Origin of the sequence: Pseudoalteromonas citrea, from assembly GCF_000238375.3 — a bacterium.
GTDB classification, from domain to species: Bacteria; Pseudomonadota; Gammaproteobacteria; order Enterobacterales; family Alteromonadaceae; genus Pseudoalteromonas; species Pseudoalteromonas citrea.
In genome coordinates, this window is sequence record NZ_AHBZ03000021.1 from 348,076 (window position 1) to 364,900 (window position 16,825).

Here is a 16,825-nt window from a genome sequence, read left to right on the forward strand (position 1 = left end):
ACCTTAACCTCGTAATACCTTCAAGCAATTCTTTAATGTTTTATCCAGCGGCGCTTCTACACGTAGAGTCGTTTCTGTTTTCGGGTGAAAAAAGCGAATATCATGTGCATGCAAAAATAAACGATTTAAACCCAATTTACGCATTTTACCGTCAAATACCTGATCGCCATACTTATCATCGCACGCAATAGGGTGACCTTTGCATTGTGTATGAACACGTATTTGATGCGTACGCCCCGTTACCGGAGACGCCTGTACTAGCGTGCAGTCATCAAAACGCTGCAACACTTTAAAGCGAGTGTGGGATGCTTTACCTTCTTCATGATCAACTCGAACAACACGCTCACCTGACTGCAACGTGTTTTTTCGTAGTGGTTCAGTGACATTTTTTGTTTTGGATTGCCACTCTCCGGTTACTAACGCCCAGTAATTTTTCTCCATCGTTTTTTCACGCAACTGCTCGTGTAAACTTTTTAGGACCGAGCGTCGCTTTGAAATCAGTAAACAACCCGATGTATCTCGGTCTAAACGGTGCACCAATTCCAAGCTTTTTTCATCCGGGCGAAGTGCGCGCATTGCCTCAATTAACCCGTAGCTTAAACCACTCCCACCATGCACCGCCATTCCAGAAGGTTTATTTATAACAATTAGATACTTATCTTCGTAAATAATGGCATCTTCAAGCCCTGCAACCTTATCTAGATTTTTTGGTACAAACTCTTCCCTTTCTGCCACTTTTACTGGCGGAATACGTACTAAATCATCAACTTGGAGTCGATACACTGGTTTAACGCGTTTTTTGTTAACTCGCACTTCTCCTTTGCGCAAAATTTTATAGATGGCACTTTTTGGTACCCCCTTTAAATGCGTCAACAAGAAGTTATCTATTCGTTGACCATCTTGGTCTTCGTTGATAGTTACAAAGCTAACTTTTAGAGCCGGTTTTTCTGACATTGCCTAATCACTGATTTGAGTAATAATTTAGTTGCTATCACGAGTATATTAATGGGATAATCGGCCCGCAAATTTTTGCGAATTTGCTTTTTATCGCAAAAATCGACCGTGATGCACATCTTGGGTGCCAGATCATACAGATTGAAGCTTGGATCTCCAACGCTTTTTAGCCCCAATTAAAACACGTGCGTTTAGCCCACTGCGTTGCGCGTAATAGAACTCAGTGTGAATGCTAAGCATGGTAAGAAATAAAAAAGCAAAAAATAGAAGATATACGTCAGATTGTTTAGTAACGAGCCCTTTAGCCCGTGCATACACCGAACGCAAATAGCGATGCTCGCAGGTGCCAGTAATATAATGGTGAAAAAAGCCAATAATGAGGCACTGTGAAGCCGGTACTACTGATTGTTCCCATTTCCCCAGTCGGGAGACTGTATTAAATACCTTGGAACGCTGAATGTAGGCTCGTGATATCAATCAGACTTAACTAAAAATTGAAATGTAGAGTAACAATATGAAACGTATGCTAATCAATGCTACGCAGCAAGAAGAAATGCGCGTCGCACTGGTTGACGGCCAACGCCTTTACGATCTAGATATCGAAAGCCCTGGTCACGAACAGAAAAAAGCGAATATATACAAGGGTAAAATTACCCGTATCGAACCATCTCTTGAAGCAGCCTTTGTTGATTATGGTGCTGAACGTCACGGTTTCCTTCCTTTAAAAGAAATAGCAAAAACCTACTTTCCTTCTGGATATACTTTCAATGGTCGCCCAAATATCAAAGATGTGATCAAAGAAGGGCAAGAAGTTATCGTCCAAGTTGATAAAGAAGAGCGAGGCCAAAAAGGTGCTGCGCTAACAACATTTATCAGCGTCGCTGGCAGCTACTTAGTACTTATGCCAAATAATCCTCGTGCTGGCGGTATTTCTCGTCGTATCGAAGGTGATGAGCGCATTGAGTTAAAAGAAGCGTTGAGTCGTCTAGATTTGCCAAAAGGGATGGGCCTAATAGTTCGTACCGCAGGTGTTGGTAAATCTTTTGAAGAACTAGAATACGACTTGAAAGCACTTTTGGTACACTGGCAAGCAATTCAAGAAGCAGCCGATAGCGGTAAAGCACCCTTTCTGATCCATCAAGAAAGTAATGTGATATTCCGTGCTATTCGCGACTACTTACGTCGTGACATCGGTGAAATATTAATTGATAAAGCGCGCGTTTTCGAAGAAGCAAAAGCACACATAGAACGCTTCCGCCCAGATTTTATGAGCCGAGTAAAGCTATATCAGAATGATGTACCTTTGTTTACGCACTACCAAATTGAAAGCCAAATAGAGTCTGCGTTTCAGCGTGAAGTTCGTTTGCCTTCTGGTGGTTCAATTGTTATTGATCCTACTGAAGCACTCACCTCAATTGATATCAACTCTTCAAAAGCAACCAAAGGTGGCGACATTGAAGAAACAGCGCTTAATACTAACTTAGAAGCCGCTGATGAAATTGCTCGCCAATTGCGTTTACGTGATTTAGGCGGCCTAATAGTAATTGACTTCATTGACATGACTCCACCTCGTCACCAACGTGAAGTTGAAAACCGCTTAAAAGATGCCGTACGACCTGACCGTGCTCGCGTTCAAATTGGCAAGATTTCTCGCTTTGGTTTACTTGAAATGTCTCGTCAACGCTTACGCCCAAGCCTTGGTGAAGCAAGTCAGCATTCTTGCCCTCGTTGTAATGGCCAAGGTACTATTCGTTCAAACGAATCTATTGCTCTATCGATTTTACGTTTAATCGAAGAAGAAGCGATTAAAGAGAATACCGCGCAAGTCAATGCACAGGTCCCTGTTCGAGTTGGTGCTTACTTACTTAATGAAAAACGCAAGTCTGTTCACCGTATCGAGAAACGTCACAATTGTGATGTGGTGATCATTCCTAATCAGCACTTAGAAACTCCACATTACGAAGTTGTTCGTTTACGTAAAGATGAAACATCTGAAGCGGCAAGCTACGAACAAATGAGTGTGCCAGAGCCAGAAACAATTGAAGTTGCTCGCACAGTCACAGCAGTAAAAGAAGAGCCAGTACTTAAAGGCGTTGTAATGCCGTCAGCTCCTGCACCTCAACCAGTTGCAGAAACAACAGAAAAGCCAGTAAGTACACCTGAAAAATCAGAGCCTAGCTTACTGACGCGCATTGGCAATTGGTTAAAAGGCTTATTCGATACCGAAGAAGCTAAACCAGAACCAGCGCCAGAACCAGAAGCAAAGCCGACAGACAGAAAGCCACGTCGTAACAATGATAACCGCCGACGCAATCAACGTCGTCGCAATTCAGGCAAAAAACGCGACGAGCAGAGTGAAGTAGTAAATACTGAGCAAAGCCAAGCACCTGTAGCAAGTAACGACAACAGTGAAAAGCCTGAAGGTCGTAACAAACGTCGTCGTCAGAACACTCGTAAACGCAGTGAACATCAGAAGTCGAGCAACGACGTTGAGTCTACGGTAAAAGAGACGACTGAAGTCAAAGATACTAACGCCAAACCGCGTCGTCAGCGTAGAAATATGCGTAAGAAAGTGCGTGTTGTTGACGAGTCAGCCGAGCAAAAAGTTGATTCAAAGACAACAGAAGTACCAGAGCAGGTTCAACACTCTGAAAAGCCAGTTGAAAAACCAGCTAAGCGACAAGCACGTAAAGAAACTCAAGAGCAAGCAACTACGCTGAGCCAAAATAAAGTTGAGTCTAGCCAGCCTGAGTCTAAAGCGCCTGAGATTGAGAAAGCGTCAGCACAAACTGTAGAAGTCACTGAAGCCGTCACAAATACAGCGCAAGAAGATGCAGATAAAGATGCGCCGAGAACTCGTTCAAGGCGTTCACCTCGTCACTTGAGAGCTGCAGGCCAACGCCGTCGCAAGCCTGAAGTAAGCGAGACAGCGGAAGAGCCTGCATTTGTTCCTGTAGCAGATCAAGCTGCTGCTGAGTATGAAGCTCAGTTAAAAGCAACCGAAGAGACTTCTCCTGCGCCGGTAGCTGAAGAAACGCCAGTAGTTGAAACGCCAGTAGTTGAAACGCCAGTAGTTGAAACGCCAGTAGTTGAAACGCCAGTGGCTGAAACACCAGTGGCTGAAACACCAGTTGTTGAAACACCTGTTATTGAAACGCCTGTGGTTGAAACGCCAGTGGCTGAAGCTCCAGTTGTGGAAACTCCAGTTGTTGAAGCTCCAGTTGTTGAAGCTCCAGTTGTTGAAACACCAGTCGTGGAAACACCAGTTGTTGAAACACCAGTTGTTGAAACACCAGTTGTTGAAACACCAGTTGTTGAAGCTCCAGTTGTTGAAACACCAGTTGTTGAAGCTCCAGTTGTTGAAACACCAGTTGTTGAAACACCAGTTGTTGAAGCTCCAGTTGTTGAAACACCAGTTGTTGAAGCTCCAGTTGTTGAAACACCAGTTGTTGAAGCTCCAGTTGTTGAAGCTCCAGTTGTTGAAGCTCCAGTTGTGGAAACACACGTAACTACAACTAACGAGCAAACAGCTCTGACATCACGCATACGCTACAACAAAACTGCTTTTGCCCCAATGAAAAAGGCAAGCAGTATTGAAGATGGGACATTAGCAATAACGCCATCAGCCATGCCACATGAAGCTCGAGAGTTAGTAACAAACTCAGGCCTAGCTGCAGGCTCGAAAGCCCCAATAGGCAGAGCGAGTGCTGAAATGGCCTCACCACCACAAGTCGACTAGAATATATCGACTTGACTTAAAAAGGCCGCAAATGCGGCCTTTTTTGATACAACTATACAATTGCCCCTTTAAAACATCCCCAAATAATTAGCGATAAGTCGTTACGCTGTATAACAAGGCAAACATATTTCTGCTTTACTTGTTACAGACCCCTCTTCAAAGCCCATGCAATTTTACACAGACAGGACATTAAGCACTTTTCGATCTGGATAACCCAGTTCCAAACTCACCAGTAACGATTCGGTTTAGCACCCTGCACTATGTTTTAAAACAAGTACTATATACAGCGTAGGCATATCTTAAGTGGAATCACCCTCACCTAAAAAGGCCTTTTTACATAATGCAGTTTTGATTTGACATAAAAAAGCCAACTATGAAACATAGTTGGCAAAGGTTTGTAATACTTAAATTAATTCACTGTATGTACAAGGTTTCTTTTGATAATACTTTATCTAAATAGCGCTTTGTCTCATCATAAGGTAAGTCGCTTTGTAGCGTTTTAAGCACAAGTTGTGGCGACATAGAATTGATGATCTTACTCGCTTGTTTAATATTGCGTGAACCATTGCTATTAAATACCCGAGCGACATTGCCTGCTCCAGTATTATACGCCGCGATTGTACAATATTTTCGACTGAGCGGATCTTCTATGTGACGTAAATAGCGATCGTTTAGTAAATGTAAATAAGCGGTCCCCGCCTCGATATTATTATCTGTGACATATAAATATGGCCCAGACATAGGCTCATCTATATCATATAGAAATCTATTTACATCAACCCCCGCACTTGTAGGCACGACTTGCATCAAACCGTATGCTGGAATATGCGATTTAGCGAGTGGATTAAAATGGCTTTCAGTATGCATAACCGCGAGTACTAAGCTATTGTCTATTGCGAATCTCTCACTTTGTGCCTGAATCTGCTTTATATAACCGCTGGCGCGTTTTTGCGCTAACGTATTTTTAGGTAATTTAATCGTAAACTCTGTAATTGCGGTATCACCACTCATTTTGGGTAGAGATTTAATACTTTCTTTAAGCTTTTTTATTCGCTTAACCTGCAATGCCTCAATCGCTTGCTTTTTAGCCTTTAGTTGCTCAGCCGCTTCGTTCCCTTTAGAGTCATCCAATGCATTCGGTCCAGAAACTGTATCGTCTGTATCTGCTAACACTGCATCAAATTGTTTTTCAACTAATTGCTGCTGTTGCAATGTTTGCGTTTTAATTTGCGCCTTTGCAGCCACCAGCGCGGTTGCTCGTTTTGCATTATCAACAATATAAGATGACCCTTTCTCTATTGCATTTTGTTGGTGTTTGACTGATTGGTGCTGAAAAAACTCAGTTAATAAGGCGCTATTTTCTTGTAAGAACGTTTTAAATATTTGCTGTGCTTGCCCCTTAGACACATCACGCTTCATATTATGTTTAACACTAACAACTAACTGATCTTGTTCAAAGTCAACAAGGAGCCTCGCGTCACTATTTTTTAAATAATGCACATATTGACTCCGTGATGACATTTGCGCATCACCCCATTCTAATATCAAATCATCTCTGTATGCGTCAAATTCTGCAAAGTGTGTTTCGATATATTTATCATATTGCTGAAAATGCCGTGCTTTGAATTGCTCAAACTCATCCTTGTCTTGTACTGTTTGCTGACTGGCTTTCCAACTAGCCATAGCTTGCCCTAACTCAGCATCGAGTTGTTCTTGACTTGCGTACAGAGAAATAGGCAATAGATGAGCTGAGACAACAAACGCGATTAGTTTTTTCACTATGTCGTCCTCGGTGATCGCTTTTTGTAAAACTAGATATAGAATATCGCGCAACGCTCGGCATTACGCGAAACTCCAAATGCTAGTTCGTTAGTTTAGCAATTTCTTTATCTAGGTCTTGTTCGGCTTTAAAGGCCTTAAATTCCTGATATAAGAATTGTTCATCCTTCGCATTAATTTTTGGCTTCGTTTCTTTGATCAAATCTTTAAACAAAGTTTTCGTTAACTCTGGAGACAACGTCGTCAATGCACAAAAATAATCCTTGCCTCCAATTTCTACAACATCTGCTTTAACAATGCGAGAGCCATTCAATGTTTGCTTAGTCAACTGCTTTGATACTGAGCTAAACGTGGTACCGACACTTGATTCATCATTTACATCAGTTCTATTTGCAAATGTTTTATCTAAGCCTTCAATACGAGTTTCAATCTGCTGTGCAAGCGCTAAACGCGCATTTGCAACGGCCATTTTTTGATCAATCGAAATATTACCTGAATACTTAATGCAATCAGCTGCTGCAATACCATTTTCTACAACAGGATTAAGCACCCATTCTGGAATGTTTACACTCGAGCCAGATGCTGAATCGTCTTTGGTCGCGCTACACGCAGACAATGTCCCTGCAATAATCAATGTCGTTAAGATTGGTTTCAATTTCATTTTGGTTCCTTTAAGCCTTGAGCGGTTTATGTTTAATCTAGCAAATCTAATCTGTATTAACAGTAATAAAGTGTACGAACGTTTTTTAACAAAAATTTTCTTTTAATATCAATTCTTTTTATCTACTTTGTAGAAGTTATTGTAATATATCCTCAATTTGAAATTGAGTGCAAAGGACGCATCTTTGAATTCTATCACTATACACGTTTTAAAACTCTTACTACTGCTTATCACTTTAACATGTTTAAGTGCTTGCAACGTAACGCATTTTGAAAAAAATAACGCACTGAGCTTGGCTCAAAAAGGAGAGTTGTTATCTGCACGCACAGCAATCAAGCGCCATTATAGTAGCCAAGGTAAGAATCGCTTACTTTATCATTTGGAACTTGCTACCTACTTTCAATTAGAAAAAAACTATGAGCAAAGTAACAAGCACCTAACGCAAGCAAAAGATTTATTAGAGTCATTTTATACGGTAAGTTTATCTGAAACCGCCCTTTCACAATTCAGTGGCCCGACTTATACAACATTTCACGGACAAAAGTATTACCAACCGTTATTACATGTAATGAAAGCGCTTAATTACAATGCTCTCGCAATTGCTCAACCAGAAAACAAAACCGCATTACAAGATTCTGCACTAGTCGAAATGCGACAACTGAATAATTATCTAGAAGTGTTAACCGATGAAACTGGGGGCTACAACCCCTCTGTAAATGATGAGCTCACGAATCAAATTTACGCCATTTTAAAACCGATTTTCGCGCCTAAAGCATTACTCTCCAATATTGACTATAAAGATGATGCATTTGCCCATTACCTCAGTGGCGTTATCAATGAACAAAATGGTGAACTAGACAGTGCTAGGCTGCAATATCAAAGAGCTGCATCAGCATATGAAAATGGGTTTGCTAAACAATATCAACTGCCCTCACGCACTACGAAACAAGCTTATAATAACCTAGCACGTGTGATGACAAAAAGCGGTGGCTATGAAACAGAATTAGCGCGCCTAGAAGGTAAGGTTGATCCACAGCAGCAAAGTCCATTGAGCCAGTTGACCGTGATACAAAATATAGGCGTGGCACCACAACGCAAACAATTTAATCTAGTTTTAACTGCAGATCATGATTCAAAAGCACTCGTTATGACACCCATTCCATTTGGCTCACACGCGGAACGCCGAGCACAGATCCAGTGGTTTCAGATGTTATTTGCTGACACCAGTGTTTTCGATATGATACAGAACTATACGATGGGTGATGCATCAGATGTTGCGCTTGGTTTTGTTACCAAACGCTTGCCTCTTGGTGGTCTATGGGACAACGCTATAAAAGTAGGCCTTATTGATGCATTACAATATGGCGCTCGGATCTCAGTCACATACTTAGTTCCACCAAAAGAAAGAATAAAAAGTACTGAGATTTGGATCAATGGTCAAAAACACTCTCAACTAACACCTTTTCACTCCATTGAACTACTTACTGTACAAAACGCGCTAAAAAATGCGAACAGTGAAATTCAACTTGCTTTAACCAGAGAAATCGTCAAAGCAATCAGCGCTCAAAAGCTGTTGCAAAAAACAGGCTTACAACAACATGAAGTATTCGGTAGCCTCGCCAAATTTGCAACCTCAGCTGTTAATGCAGTCACTGCTGCTGCAGACACTAGACAGTGGCAGTCACTGCCTGCCGAGATCAGATTAGCTCAAATCCCTCTGCCAACAGGTGAACATAATATCATCATCAAAACACAGCTTAATTCGGGACGTGTTATTAATCAGACAGAAAAGGTAAATGTAAGTGGTCAAATGTCTCTTTGGCATACAAGAACATTTATTGACACACCGCAAAAATCAAAGCCTTCGACGTCATCATCAATTTTTAATTTGGACTAAATAGTATGAAAAAGCCTTCTAATCTAATCAAACTAACGCCTATTCTTATTGCATGCTCATTGGCATTAACCGGTTGTCAAACTACCGAAGTTCGCCGTGTTGATGCGAACCAAGAAGTGGCACTATCCGATAAATGGAACGGGAAAGACTCACAACTTGTTTCTGAAGCTATGATCAATGACATGCTGAGCTTTCCATGGGTACGAGACCATCTCGCTAAAGAAGGAACCCGCCCAGCGATTATCATTCAGTCAGTTCGTAATAAGTCCCATCAACATATCGCGGTAGACACCTTTTTAAATGACTTAAAGCGCTCAATATTACGCTCAGGCCAAGCCGACTTCGTTGCCAGTGCTGACCTACGTGGTGAAATCAGAAATGAACGAAAAGACCAAGAACTCAATTCAAGTTTAGAAACGCAAAATGAGATGGGCCAAGAACAAGGTGCAGATTATGCATTGTCGGGCACAATCAATTCATTTTTAGACGAGCAAGGCGGCAGTCGTGTAACTTTTTACCAAGTAGATTTGCGCTTAATCGATATGACAACTAACCGCGAGGTGTGGAATGGACAGAAGAAAATTCAGAAAGTACAAGAGCGTTCACGCTATGGCTTCTAAAACAAGCATTGCGTTATGCATCAGCCTTGCACTTTTAAGTGGCTGTCAAAGTACTGATACAAACTCTACTGCTACTGCAACAGCACAACCTCAGTGGATCACTCAGACACCGACATCTGACTATATGATATACGGTGTTGGCTCTGCCAAAAGCAGTGGCGATTTGCGTCAAACACAATTAGCAGCACAAGAAAGTGCTCGCTTGGAATTAGCCAAGCAACTCAACGTTTCAATTACGGGTTCTACAACCGTAAAACAATCTGCCAGTGCTAAATCTATGCAATTTCATGTTGATGAACTCATTAGCTCCACAGTGCCCACGATACAATTGCAAGGCGTGAAAATAGAGCAAGAGTTTCAAAGCGGCGAAGTAGCCTACGCGCTAGCTGCATTTAATAGAACTGAAGCCGTTATGCAAACTGAGTTAAGCATCAGTTCATTGGATACCGAAATTAGTCAGTTAGAGTTACAAGGAGCGAGTAAATCGGAGCTGTTGAATAAAGCCATTGAGGTAAAAACATTGGCAGCGAAGCGCGATAAATTGAATGCATATTTACTAATGCTGCAAAGTGCTCAAGTCGCGGCCCCTAAGGCGATAAATAAGCAATTTGAAACCAGTGAACTAATTTTAAACAGCTTGAGTTTTAATGTCATATCCGATCACCTAAAGCATGCTAAAGTGCACGATTTACTGTCTAGCGCCCTCACTAATAATGGAATAACCATTAAATCAACCGATGCCGATTTTGATTTGAGTTTCAGAGTCGAATGGCAAGAAATATACAAAGCAGGCACTTATTATTCCATTGCTGAAAGTTATATGGTCGTCAGTGAGAACGGTGAAGAAAAAGCACATTTTAACAGTAAAGTGAAAGCGGCTTCATCATACAAAGAGACTGCAAAAAGCAATGCTATGAGCAAGCTGGCTGATAGGCTATCCAACCAGCTCGCAAAATTTGTTGTATCAGGGCATTCATAATATTAATAAGCTACGAAGGTCATGATCTGTGTTGATTAAGACCTTCATACTCTATGATTGATAAGCTAAGTTATTCACCATCTTCATAATAGCGCTGCAGCTGATCTTTTAAATTAGGGGGGATCCCTTTAATGGTTAAAGTGTCTGTTGCAGCATTATACGTAACGCGCTCGCCTAAGTGTTTACGCTCAAACCCAATGCTAACGCCACCACCTAACCCAGAAAACTTCACCATACTGGTTACTGTTTTCTTATCTACCGGAAATGATTCCTCTAGGGCGTAATCCTGATCTTTATAGAAATCATCAAACTGCGTATCACCTGACTTAGATAATGTGTCCGACAACGTTTCAATATTGGCATCTTCACCCGATGCAATACAGTCGTTACAATAATCAAAAACTTCTTTTCTAAGGGTATCTTTTTCTTGTTTATCGAATTGCTGCTCGCTCAAGTAGTCTTCCACAGCCTCTAGCATCACTTGAGATTGCTGTTTTGGATCTATCCCTTCTTCGCACCCTAAAAAATCTAAAAAGAAATCGGCCACTTTACGACCTGCACGACCCTTAATAAATGAAATATAGCGCGCATCATCAGGTTGAGTATCCCACGCCGATAAATCAATCTTAGCAGCTAACTGCATACGAGATATATCCAGATGCCTTGATGAAGATAAATCAAGCTCCGACGTTATGGAATAATGATCTTTAATATTTATCAATGCGATTAATATATAATCAGTTGCGACATATTGATAATGGCAAAAAACCAAATAGCCGGTTTCATTGAATGCGTATTTATTTAACTCTTCTTTCAGTACTTCTGTGGCTTGCTCAGTCATATGCCAAAAACCCAGCTCATCATTGCGATAACTTTGCATCGCTGCTGATACCTGACTGTTTTTATCACCACTAAATGCGCAGTACCCTTTTCCTGGCTTTCCGTTATAAGCGTGATGTAGCTGTTCGATAAATACATTTACACGATCATTAACCTGCATCTCATCATTGCGTAAATGGATTTGTGTATCTTCATCTTGCTTGTCTACATAATGTACAACAAGCTTATTCACCTCAATGCTCATCTTTGTTTTTCACGCCTCTAGTGTTAAAATAAATAAATTATAACTCTTTAATATTGAACTTACTGATGCCTATCCAATCAAAATACTCCAACAAGCAAGTTGAAGACATTGTTGATCAACTACTAAATGTCTTAACACAACAAAATGCAACTGTTGATTTAAGTCTTATGTGTTTAGGAAATTCTATCACGCATATTATAAAAGAACATGTGCCTGAAGGAAAAAGACCAGCGGTCGCTGCCAACTTTGCAAAAGCACTAGAGCAATCGGTAAAATAACTGAATGAATTTATCCCCTCACAGCCCTTTTTCATCAAAAGCTAGCCAGTTACTCAGTTGGGGTCACTGGTTTACTTTTGCAAACATTGGGCTGGTATTATTGATCAGCAGCAGTTACTTGTTCGCCGACAAAAGCCCAACCTCATTACTGGGTTGGTTTTATATGGTGATAACCTGGATCAGTCATACCAGTTTTATTACGTTTAGCGCATTTGTACTGACTATTTTCCCGTTAAGTATGGTCTTCCCTTATCCTCGACATATTCGAGGTATGGCAGCCATCATTGCCACCGTTGGTATTTGCGTATTAAGCTTAGATGCTTTTGTTTATTTTCAGTTAGGATATCACTTAAACTTTTCATCTTTGTCTGACATTATTACTGTGTTGGGGAAAACAATTGTCAGTTCTCCGATAATAACCGCCATAATCAGTATCGGGTTTATGGTGTTCATTTTTGCACTAGAGCTTATTGCAGGCAATCATGCTTGGCGGCACTTAGACAAGCTAAAATGTTTCAAATTTCCTCGCTATGCAACTGGGCTACTGGTTTCATGTTTTGCAATGAGCCACAGTATTCATATTTGGGCTGATGCAAATGCATATTTTGATATCACCAAACAAGATAACGTGTTGCCACTGTCATACCCAACCACAGCGAAAAAACTACTCGCTCGTCATGACTTATTGGACATAGAACATTACCAGCAAGCGACTGAGATTCATTTTGATAATAGCCAAAACCAGTATCAGATACCGCACACACTCCCCAGTTGTAAGTCATCGAATGAGCCTGTTACTGTTATTTATTTTGAGAATCAATCAGACTTAAAAAGCTTTACGCACAATAAGCCTGAATTAGTATCTGTGCCACAGTTAATTCAGCCTTCAGATCATCAAGATGCGCTTTTTAACCTTGCTTTTGGATTACCGGCTTATTATCAAACCGCTAATAATTCACACCCTTCATGGGACCCAGATAGCCATATTTTGACATTGCAGCACTCAGACATAGTTGATAGTAAGAGTGATAAAAATACATCACAAGCGCTTATTTCCATCATTAATGGGTCACAAAACGCCATTGATTATAATAAGCAAGGTTACTATTTTGCATTCTCATTGGCTGACCTGCAAAGTGATGTTGTGTTCAGTGGCACGTATTATACAAATGTCCCTTCTTTACAAAAGGTCATGGGCTTTAAACAGTTACAAGATATAACTTATACACTGCTCAGCACACATTTTACATGCGCGAAGCTTGCTGAGGCGACCATGATCGCACGTAACTTAACGCATAGTAGAAGTGAGGGCGTAAACTTTACTCAAGGTGTACTCGTCGCGCTCAAAAAAGATCGCATTACGCTGGTAAAAAGAGATGGCAGTTATGAACATATCTCTGGTGCCGAAGGGTTTGCTATCGAACAAAAGCTAGATGTTCCCTTTTTAATTCAAAGTATCAAAACGCTTAAAAAGTTCTCTGTCGATACCTCGACCAAATAACACTTGCCAATAAGCTCTAATCGGCTATCTTAATATTAAGGAGATAGCCGAAGGACGCACCATGATTAAGATAATTATTGCATTTTCATTGTTATTTAGCACTTTACTCGATGCCAAATCAGTCGTTAACTACTATAAGTGCGTAAACGAAAAAGGGTCAACTTACAGTCAATTCCCCTGTGGTCAAAACGCAACGCAACATACTCTTTCACATTCAGATCCAGATGTGGCTATTCCTTCAGAACAACATTATAAAACCCTCAATCAGCTTGAGAAAAAACAATTAGTACGTAACCTCAAAAAATCTTTGCGTGCCAAACGACATGAAGTCGCAATTTTAAATAGGGATAGAGATCGTGCCACACGTGATCAACAAGAACGGATCCGACATGTGATGGATGATAAAAAGCGCAAAGAAACCGTTAAAGACATCAAAAAGCAGCTTAAATCCATTAATAAAAAACACAAAAAAGAAGTTAAAGTAGTCGCAAAGCAAATAGCTAGGATAGAAAAAAAGCTAAAACGCTATGAATAACCAGTAAAGACCTTTGACAACAAACCTGTAAATCATGTTAATCTAATAACAAGTCAGACCACTTGGTTAGTTTTATGGGCGCATTTGCAATATCTAAGCTGATATTGGCAGGCTTTACAAAGCACTATCGACTATTTCAATCTATTACTGCAGATGCCCCAGAAGCATTTGCCCAACAAGATTGGGAAAAAGTGCAGCTGATAAGTTCAATGCGAATTGACCATTATGACTTGCGTGTTGAAGAAACCATCTCTCAGTTGAAAGACAATTTGTCATGTTCGAACCTTAATGAAAACCTATGGTTGGATATCAAACGGCAATATCTAGACTTATTAACTTTTCATCCACAAGCCGAACTTGCAGAAACTTTTTACAATTCAGTTTTTTGTAGGCTGTTTCATCGCAGATACTTTAACAATGCTTTTATTTTTGTCCAAACAACACTCAAAAATGCCCCTGCTCTGCCTGTTGAAGCTGAATATCGCAGTTACTTCCCTGTTGTAGAGGGGCTCATCCCCACCATTGGCGATATTGTCGAGCATATTGATTTTAAATGCCCATTTCGAGATCTCGAGCAAGACATCAAAAACTTAGTCAAAGCATTTATTAAGCAGGCGCCCGATACACACCATCATGGCCATAAGATGCGATTTGATATGCTTGAATCACCATTTTACCGTAATAAAGCAGCCTATATTGTGGGACGAGTTGTTTCCACCAGCGGTGTACAACCGTTTATTATCGCAGTACTGCATCATGATAAAGGGGGCTTATACATAGATGCGTTGCTCACAAGTTCGTCGCAAATGCGTGTTATTTTTGGTTTCGCACGTGCTTATTTCTTAGTAGAAACACATGCACCTTCTGCCATGATGCGTTTTTTAAATCAATTAATGCCCAGCAAAACGCCTGCAGAACTATACAACGCGATAGGCTTTCACAAACAAGGAAAAACAGAGTTTTATCGTGAGTTTCTAGAGCACCTTGATACCACTCAAGATAAATTCACGATTGCACCCGGTACACTCGGCATGGTGATGATGGTGTTCACTTTGCCCAACTTCCCCTACGTATTCAAAGTCATCAAAGATGTATTCTCAGAGAGTAAACCCTTTGGTAGAGAGACCGTATTAAAGCGCTATCAGCTCGTTAAAAACCACGATCGTGTAGGTCGTATGGCTGATACCATTGAGTATTCTAATGTTGTTATTCCTAAAGGACGCATTGAACCAGCACTTTTAGCTACTTTAATGCGCACCATTGCAGGTAGTATGCTGATTGAAGATGACGTTGTCATCATTAAACACTTATATATTGAACGGCGTATGACACCACTCAATTTATATTTAGAAAATGCGACTGACTCTCAAATCGAACACGCCATAACAGATTACGGTTACGCATTAAAAGAGATGTTACATGCAAATATTTTTCCCGGTGACATGCTATTAAAAAACTTTGGTGTTACCAAACACCTGCGCATCGTTTTTTATGATTATGATGAAGTACAATATCTCACCGATATGAACTTTCGACGCATGAAGAAGCCGTCTCTTGAGGATCTCTATTCTGGCGCAGATCAACAATCTATTGCGCCACAAGATGTATTTCCTGAACAACTATATACATTTGTACTCACAAACCCTAAACTCAAAGCAGTTTTTAAGAATTCACACCAGGACCTACTGAGTGTCGATTATTGGCTACAAGCGCAAAAGGACGTGGTCAATAAAGTGGTTAAACACATTTATCCTTACCCGCAACAACAGCGTTTCAAATATTTAGATAAAATAATAATAAAGGAAAGCCGTGAACATCAGTAAAATAGACCTCAACTTATTGGTATATTTAGATACTCTGCTACGAGAGTGCAATGTTACCCGAGCTGCGAACCAACTTAGCATTACGCAACCGGCAATGAGTAATGGTTTAAAACGTCTGCGTAATTTATTTAACGATCCTATTTTGGTACGTACCAGTGAAGGGATGGTGCCTACTGAAAGAGCGTTAGAGCTACAACCCGTTGTCCGCGGGATCTTAATGACCTTAGAAGAAACTCTTGCACCTAATCGAGAATTTGAAGCAAGCCAAAGTAAACGCGTATTTCGCATCATGGCCAGTGACTATGCAGCAAGTACTTTAGCGCCCAAATTATTGAGTAAGTTACACGCAGAGGCGCCAGAAACAACATTAGATATTTTAACGCCAAGTGATGTCACCTTTCATGATGTAGAAAATGGCAAAGTCGATATGGCGATCAACCGCTTTGAAAACTTACCCCAATCATTCCATCATAAACGCATTTGGAAAGACAGTTTTTGTTGCTTGGTAAAATCAGACAACCCTATCATCGAACAATTTAGCCTAGATGCATATCTCAAAGCACGCCATATATGGGTGAGTAAAACAGGCTTTGGTGTTGGTGTTGGCATGGACCCTGAGGACGTACAAAAACTTGGTTGGGTAGATGAAGCACTCGCGCATTTCGGTAAACACAGAAATATCGCAACATTTACGCGCAATTACCACGTGGCAATTCACTTAGCAAAAGAGCAAAACTTAGTTGCGACTCTTCCTTCTAAAGCAGCAAACATTTATCAAGATGATCCGGGCTTAAGTATTTTAGAGCCCCCCTTCCCAATCCCGCCATTTGAGTTAGATATGATCTGGAGCCCACTACTGCACAGAGATGCAAGTCATATTTGGTTGAGACAAAAAATTGCCGAGGTCGCTGACGAGCTCAAATAGTAATGCGGCACAATGACTAAAGTATTGCATAACGTAATAAATAACACTGT

General features: G+C 40.7%; 13 protein-coding genes. 9 read left to right on the forward strand and 4 right to left on the reverse strand.

Annotation, left to right across the window (positions count from 1 at the left end):
* Positions 1 to 3: 3 nt before the first annotated feature.
* The gene (gene rluC, locus PCIT_RS13390; RefSeq protein ID WP_010364504.1) at positions 4 to 954 is read right to left on the reverse strand and encodes a 23S rRNA pseudouridine(955/2504/2580) synthase RluC; all 951 of its coding nucleotides are present in this window, start codon (positions 952 to 954) and stop codon (positions 4 to 6) included.
* A 514-nt stretch (positions 955 to 1,468) separates the two neighbouring features.
* Between rluC and rne the strand changes: the two genes are divergently transcribed.
* A complete protein-coding gene (rne, locus tag PCIT_RS13395) occupies positions 1,469 to 4,693 on the forward strand; it encodes a ribonuclease E (RefSeq protein ID WP_021032276.1) in 3,225 nt (1,074 codons plus the stop codon).
* Positions 4,694 to 5,107: 414 nt separating this feature from the next.
* On the opposite strand, the gene PCIT_RS13400 is transcribed toward rne, so the two are convergent.
* Both PCIT_RS13400 and PCIT_RS13405 read right to left on the reverse strand, forming a co-directional pair.
* Positions 5,108 to 6,472, reverse strand: a complete 1,365-nt coding sequence (locus PCIT_RS13400; protein ID WP_010364500.1) for a transglycosylase SLT domain-containing protein — start codon at positions 6,470 to 6,472, stop codon at positions 5,108 to 5,110.
* Between the two features lie 82 nt (positions 6,473 to 6,554).
* Positions 6,555 to 7,133, reverse strand: a complete 579-nt coding sequence (locus PCIT_RS13405) for an LPP20 family lipoprotein (protein ID WP_010364498.1) — start codon at positions 7,131 to 7,133, stop codon at positions 6,555 to 6,557.
* 184 nt (positions 7,134 to 7,317) lie between these two features.
* On the opposite strand from PCIT_RS13405, the gene PCIT_RS13410 reads away from it, so the two are divergent.
* The 3 genes from PCIT_RS13410 to PCIT_RS13420 are packed head-to-tail and all read left to right on the forward strand — an operon-like array spanning position 7,318 to position 10,629.
* The gene (locus tag PCIT_RS13410; RefSeq protein WP_010364495.1) at positions 7,318 to 9,030 is read left to right on the forward strand and encodes a COG3014 family protein; all 1,713 of its coding nucleotides are present in this window, start codon (positions 7,318 to 7,320) and stop codon (positions 9,028 to 9,030) included.
* A gap of 5 nt (positions 9,031 to 9,035) precedes the next feature.
* On the forward strand, positions 9,036 to 9,650 hold the full coding sequence (locus tag PCIT_RS13415) for a penicillin-binding protein activator LpoB (protein ID WP_010364493.1): 615 nt from the start codon (positions 9,036 to 9,038) through the stop codon (positions 9,648 to 9,650).
* Positions 9,640 to 10,629: an LPP20 family lipoprotein gene (locus PCIT_RS13420; RefSeq protein WP_010364491.1), complete on the forward strand. Its 990-nt coding sequence runs from the start codon at positions 9,640 to 9,642 to the stop codon at positions 10,627 to 10,629. The genes PCIT_RS13415 and PCIT_RS13420 overlap by 11 nt, the downstream gene beginning before the upstream one ends.
* A 70-nt stretch (positions 10,630 to 10,699) precedes the next feature.
* On the opposite strand, the gene yejK is transcribed toward PCIT_RS13420, so the two are convergent.
* Positions 10,700 to 11,713 carry a nucleoid-associated protein YejK gene (gene yejK, locus PCIT_RS13425; protein ID WP_010364489.1) on the reverse strand — a complete coding sequence of 338 codons (1,014 nt, stop codon included), beginning with the start codon at positions 11,711 to 11,713 and terminating at the stop codon, positions 10,700 to 10,702.
* Positions 11,714 to 11,778: 65 nt separating this feature from the next.
* Here yejK and PCIT_RS13430 point away from each other — a divergent pair, with 65 nt between their 5' ends.
* The 5 genes from PCIT_RS13430 (at position 11,779) to PCIT_RS13450 (ending at position 16,775) form a co-directional block, all read left to right on the forward strand.
* Entirely contained in the window at positions 11,779 to 11,991 is a 213-nt protein-coding gene (locus PCIT_RS13430; RefSeq protein WP_010364487.1) for a YejL family protein, read from the forward strand.
* A gap of 4 nt (positions 11,992 to 11,995) precedes the next feature.
* On the forward strand, positions 11,996 to 13,492 hold the full coding sequence (locus tag PCIT_RS13435; protein ID WP_010364485.1) for a DUF3413 domain-containing protein: 1,497 nt from the start codon (positions 11,996 to 11,998) through the stop codon (positions 13,490 to 13,492).
* Positions 13,493 to 13,553: 61 nt separating this feature from the next.
* Positions 13,554 to 14,027, forward strand: coding sequence for a DUF4124 domain-containing protein (locus PCIT_RS13440; RefSeq protein WP_010364484.1), 474 nt, complete (start codon positions 13,554 to 13,556; stop codon positions 14,025 to 14,027).
* A gap of 74 nt (positions 14,028 to 14,101) precedes the next feature.
* Entirely contained in the window at positions 14,102 to 15,850 is a 1,749-nt protein-coding gene (gene aceK, locus PCIT_RS13445) for a bifunctional isocitrate dehydrogenase kinase/phosphatase (RefSeq protein WP_010364483.1), read from the forward strand.
* Positions 15,837 to 16,775 carry a LysR family transcriptional regulator gene (locus PCIT_RS13450; RefSeq protein ID WP_010364482.1) on the forward strand — a complete coding sequence of 313 codons (939 nt, stop codon included), beginning with the start codon at positions 15,837 to 15,839 and terminating at the stop codon, positions 16,773 to 16,775. The genes aceK and PCIT_RS13450 overlap by 14 nt, the downstream gene beginning before the upstream one ends.
* The last annotated feature ends 50 nt before the right edge of the window (positions 16,776 to 16,825 follow it).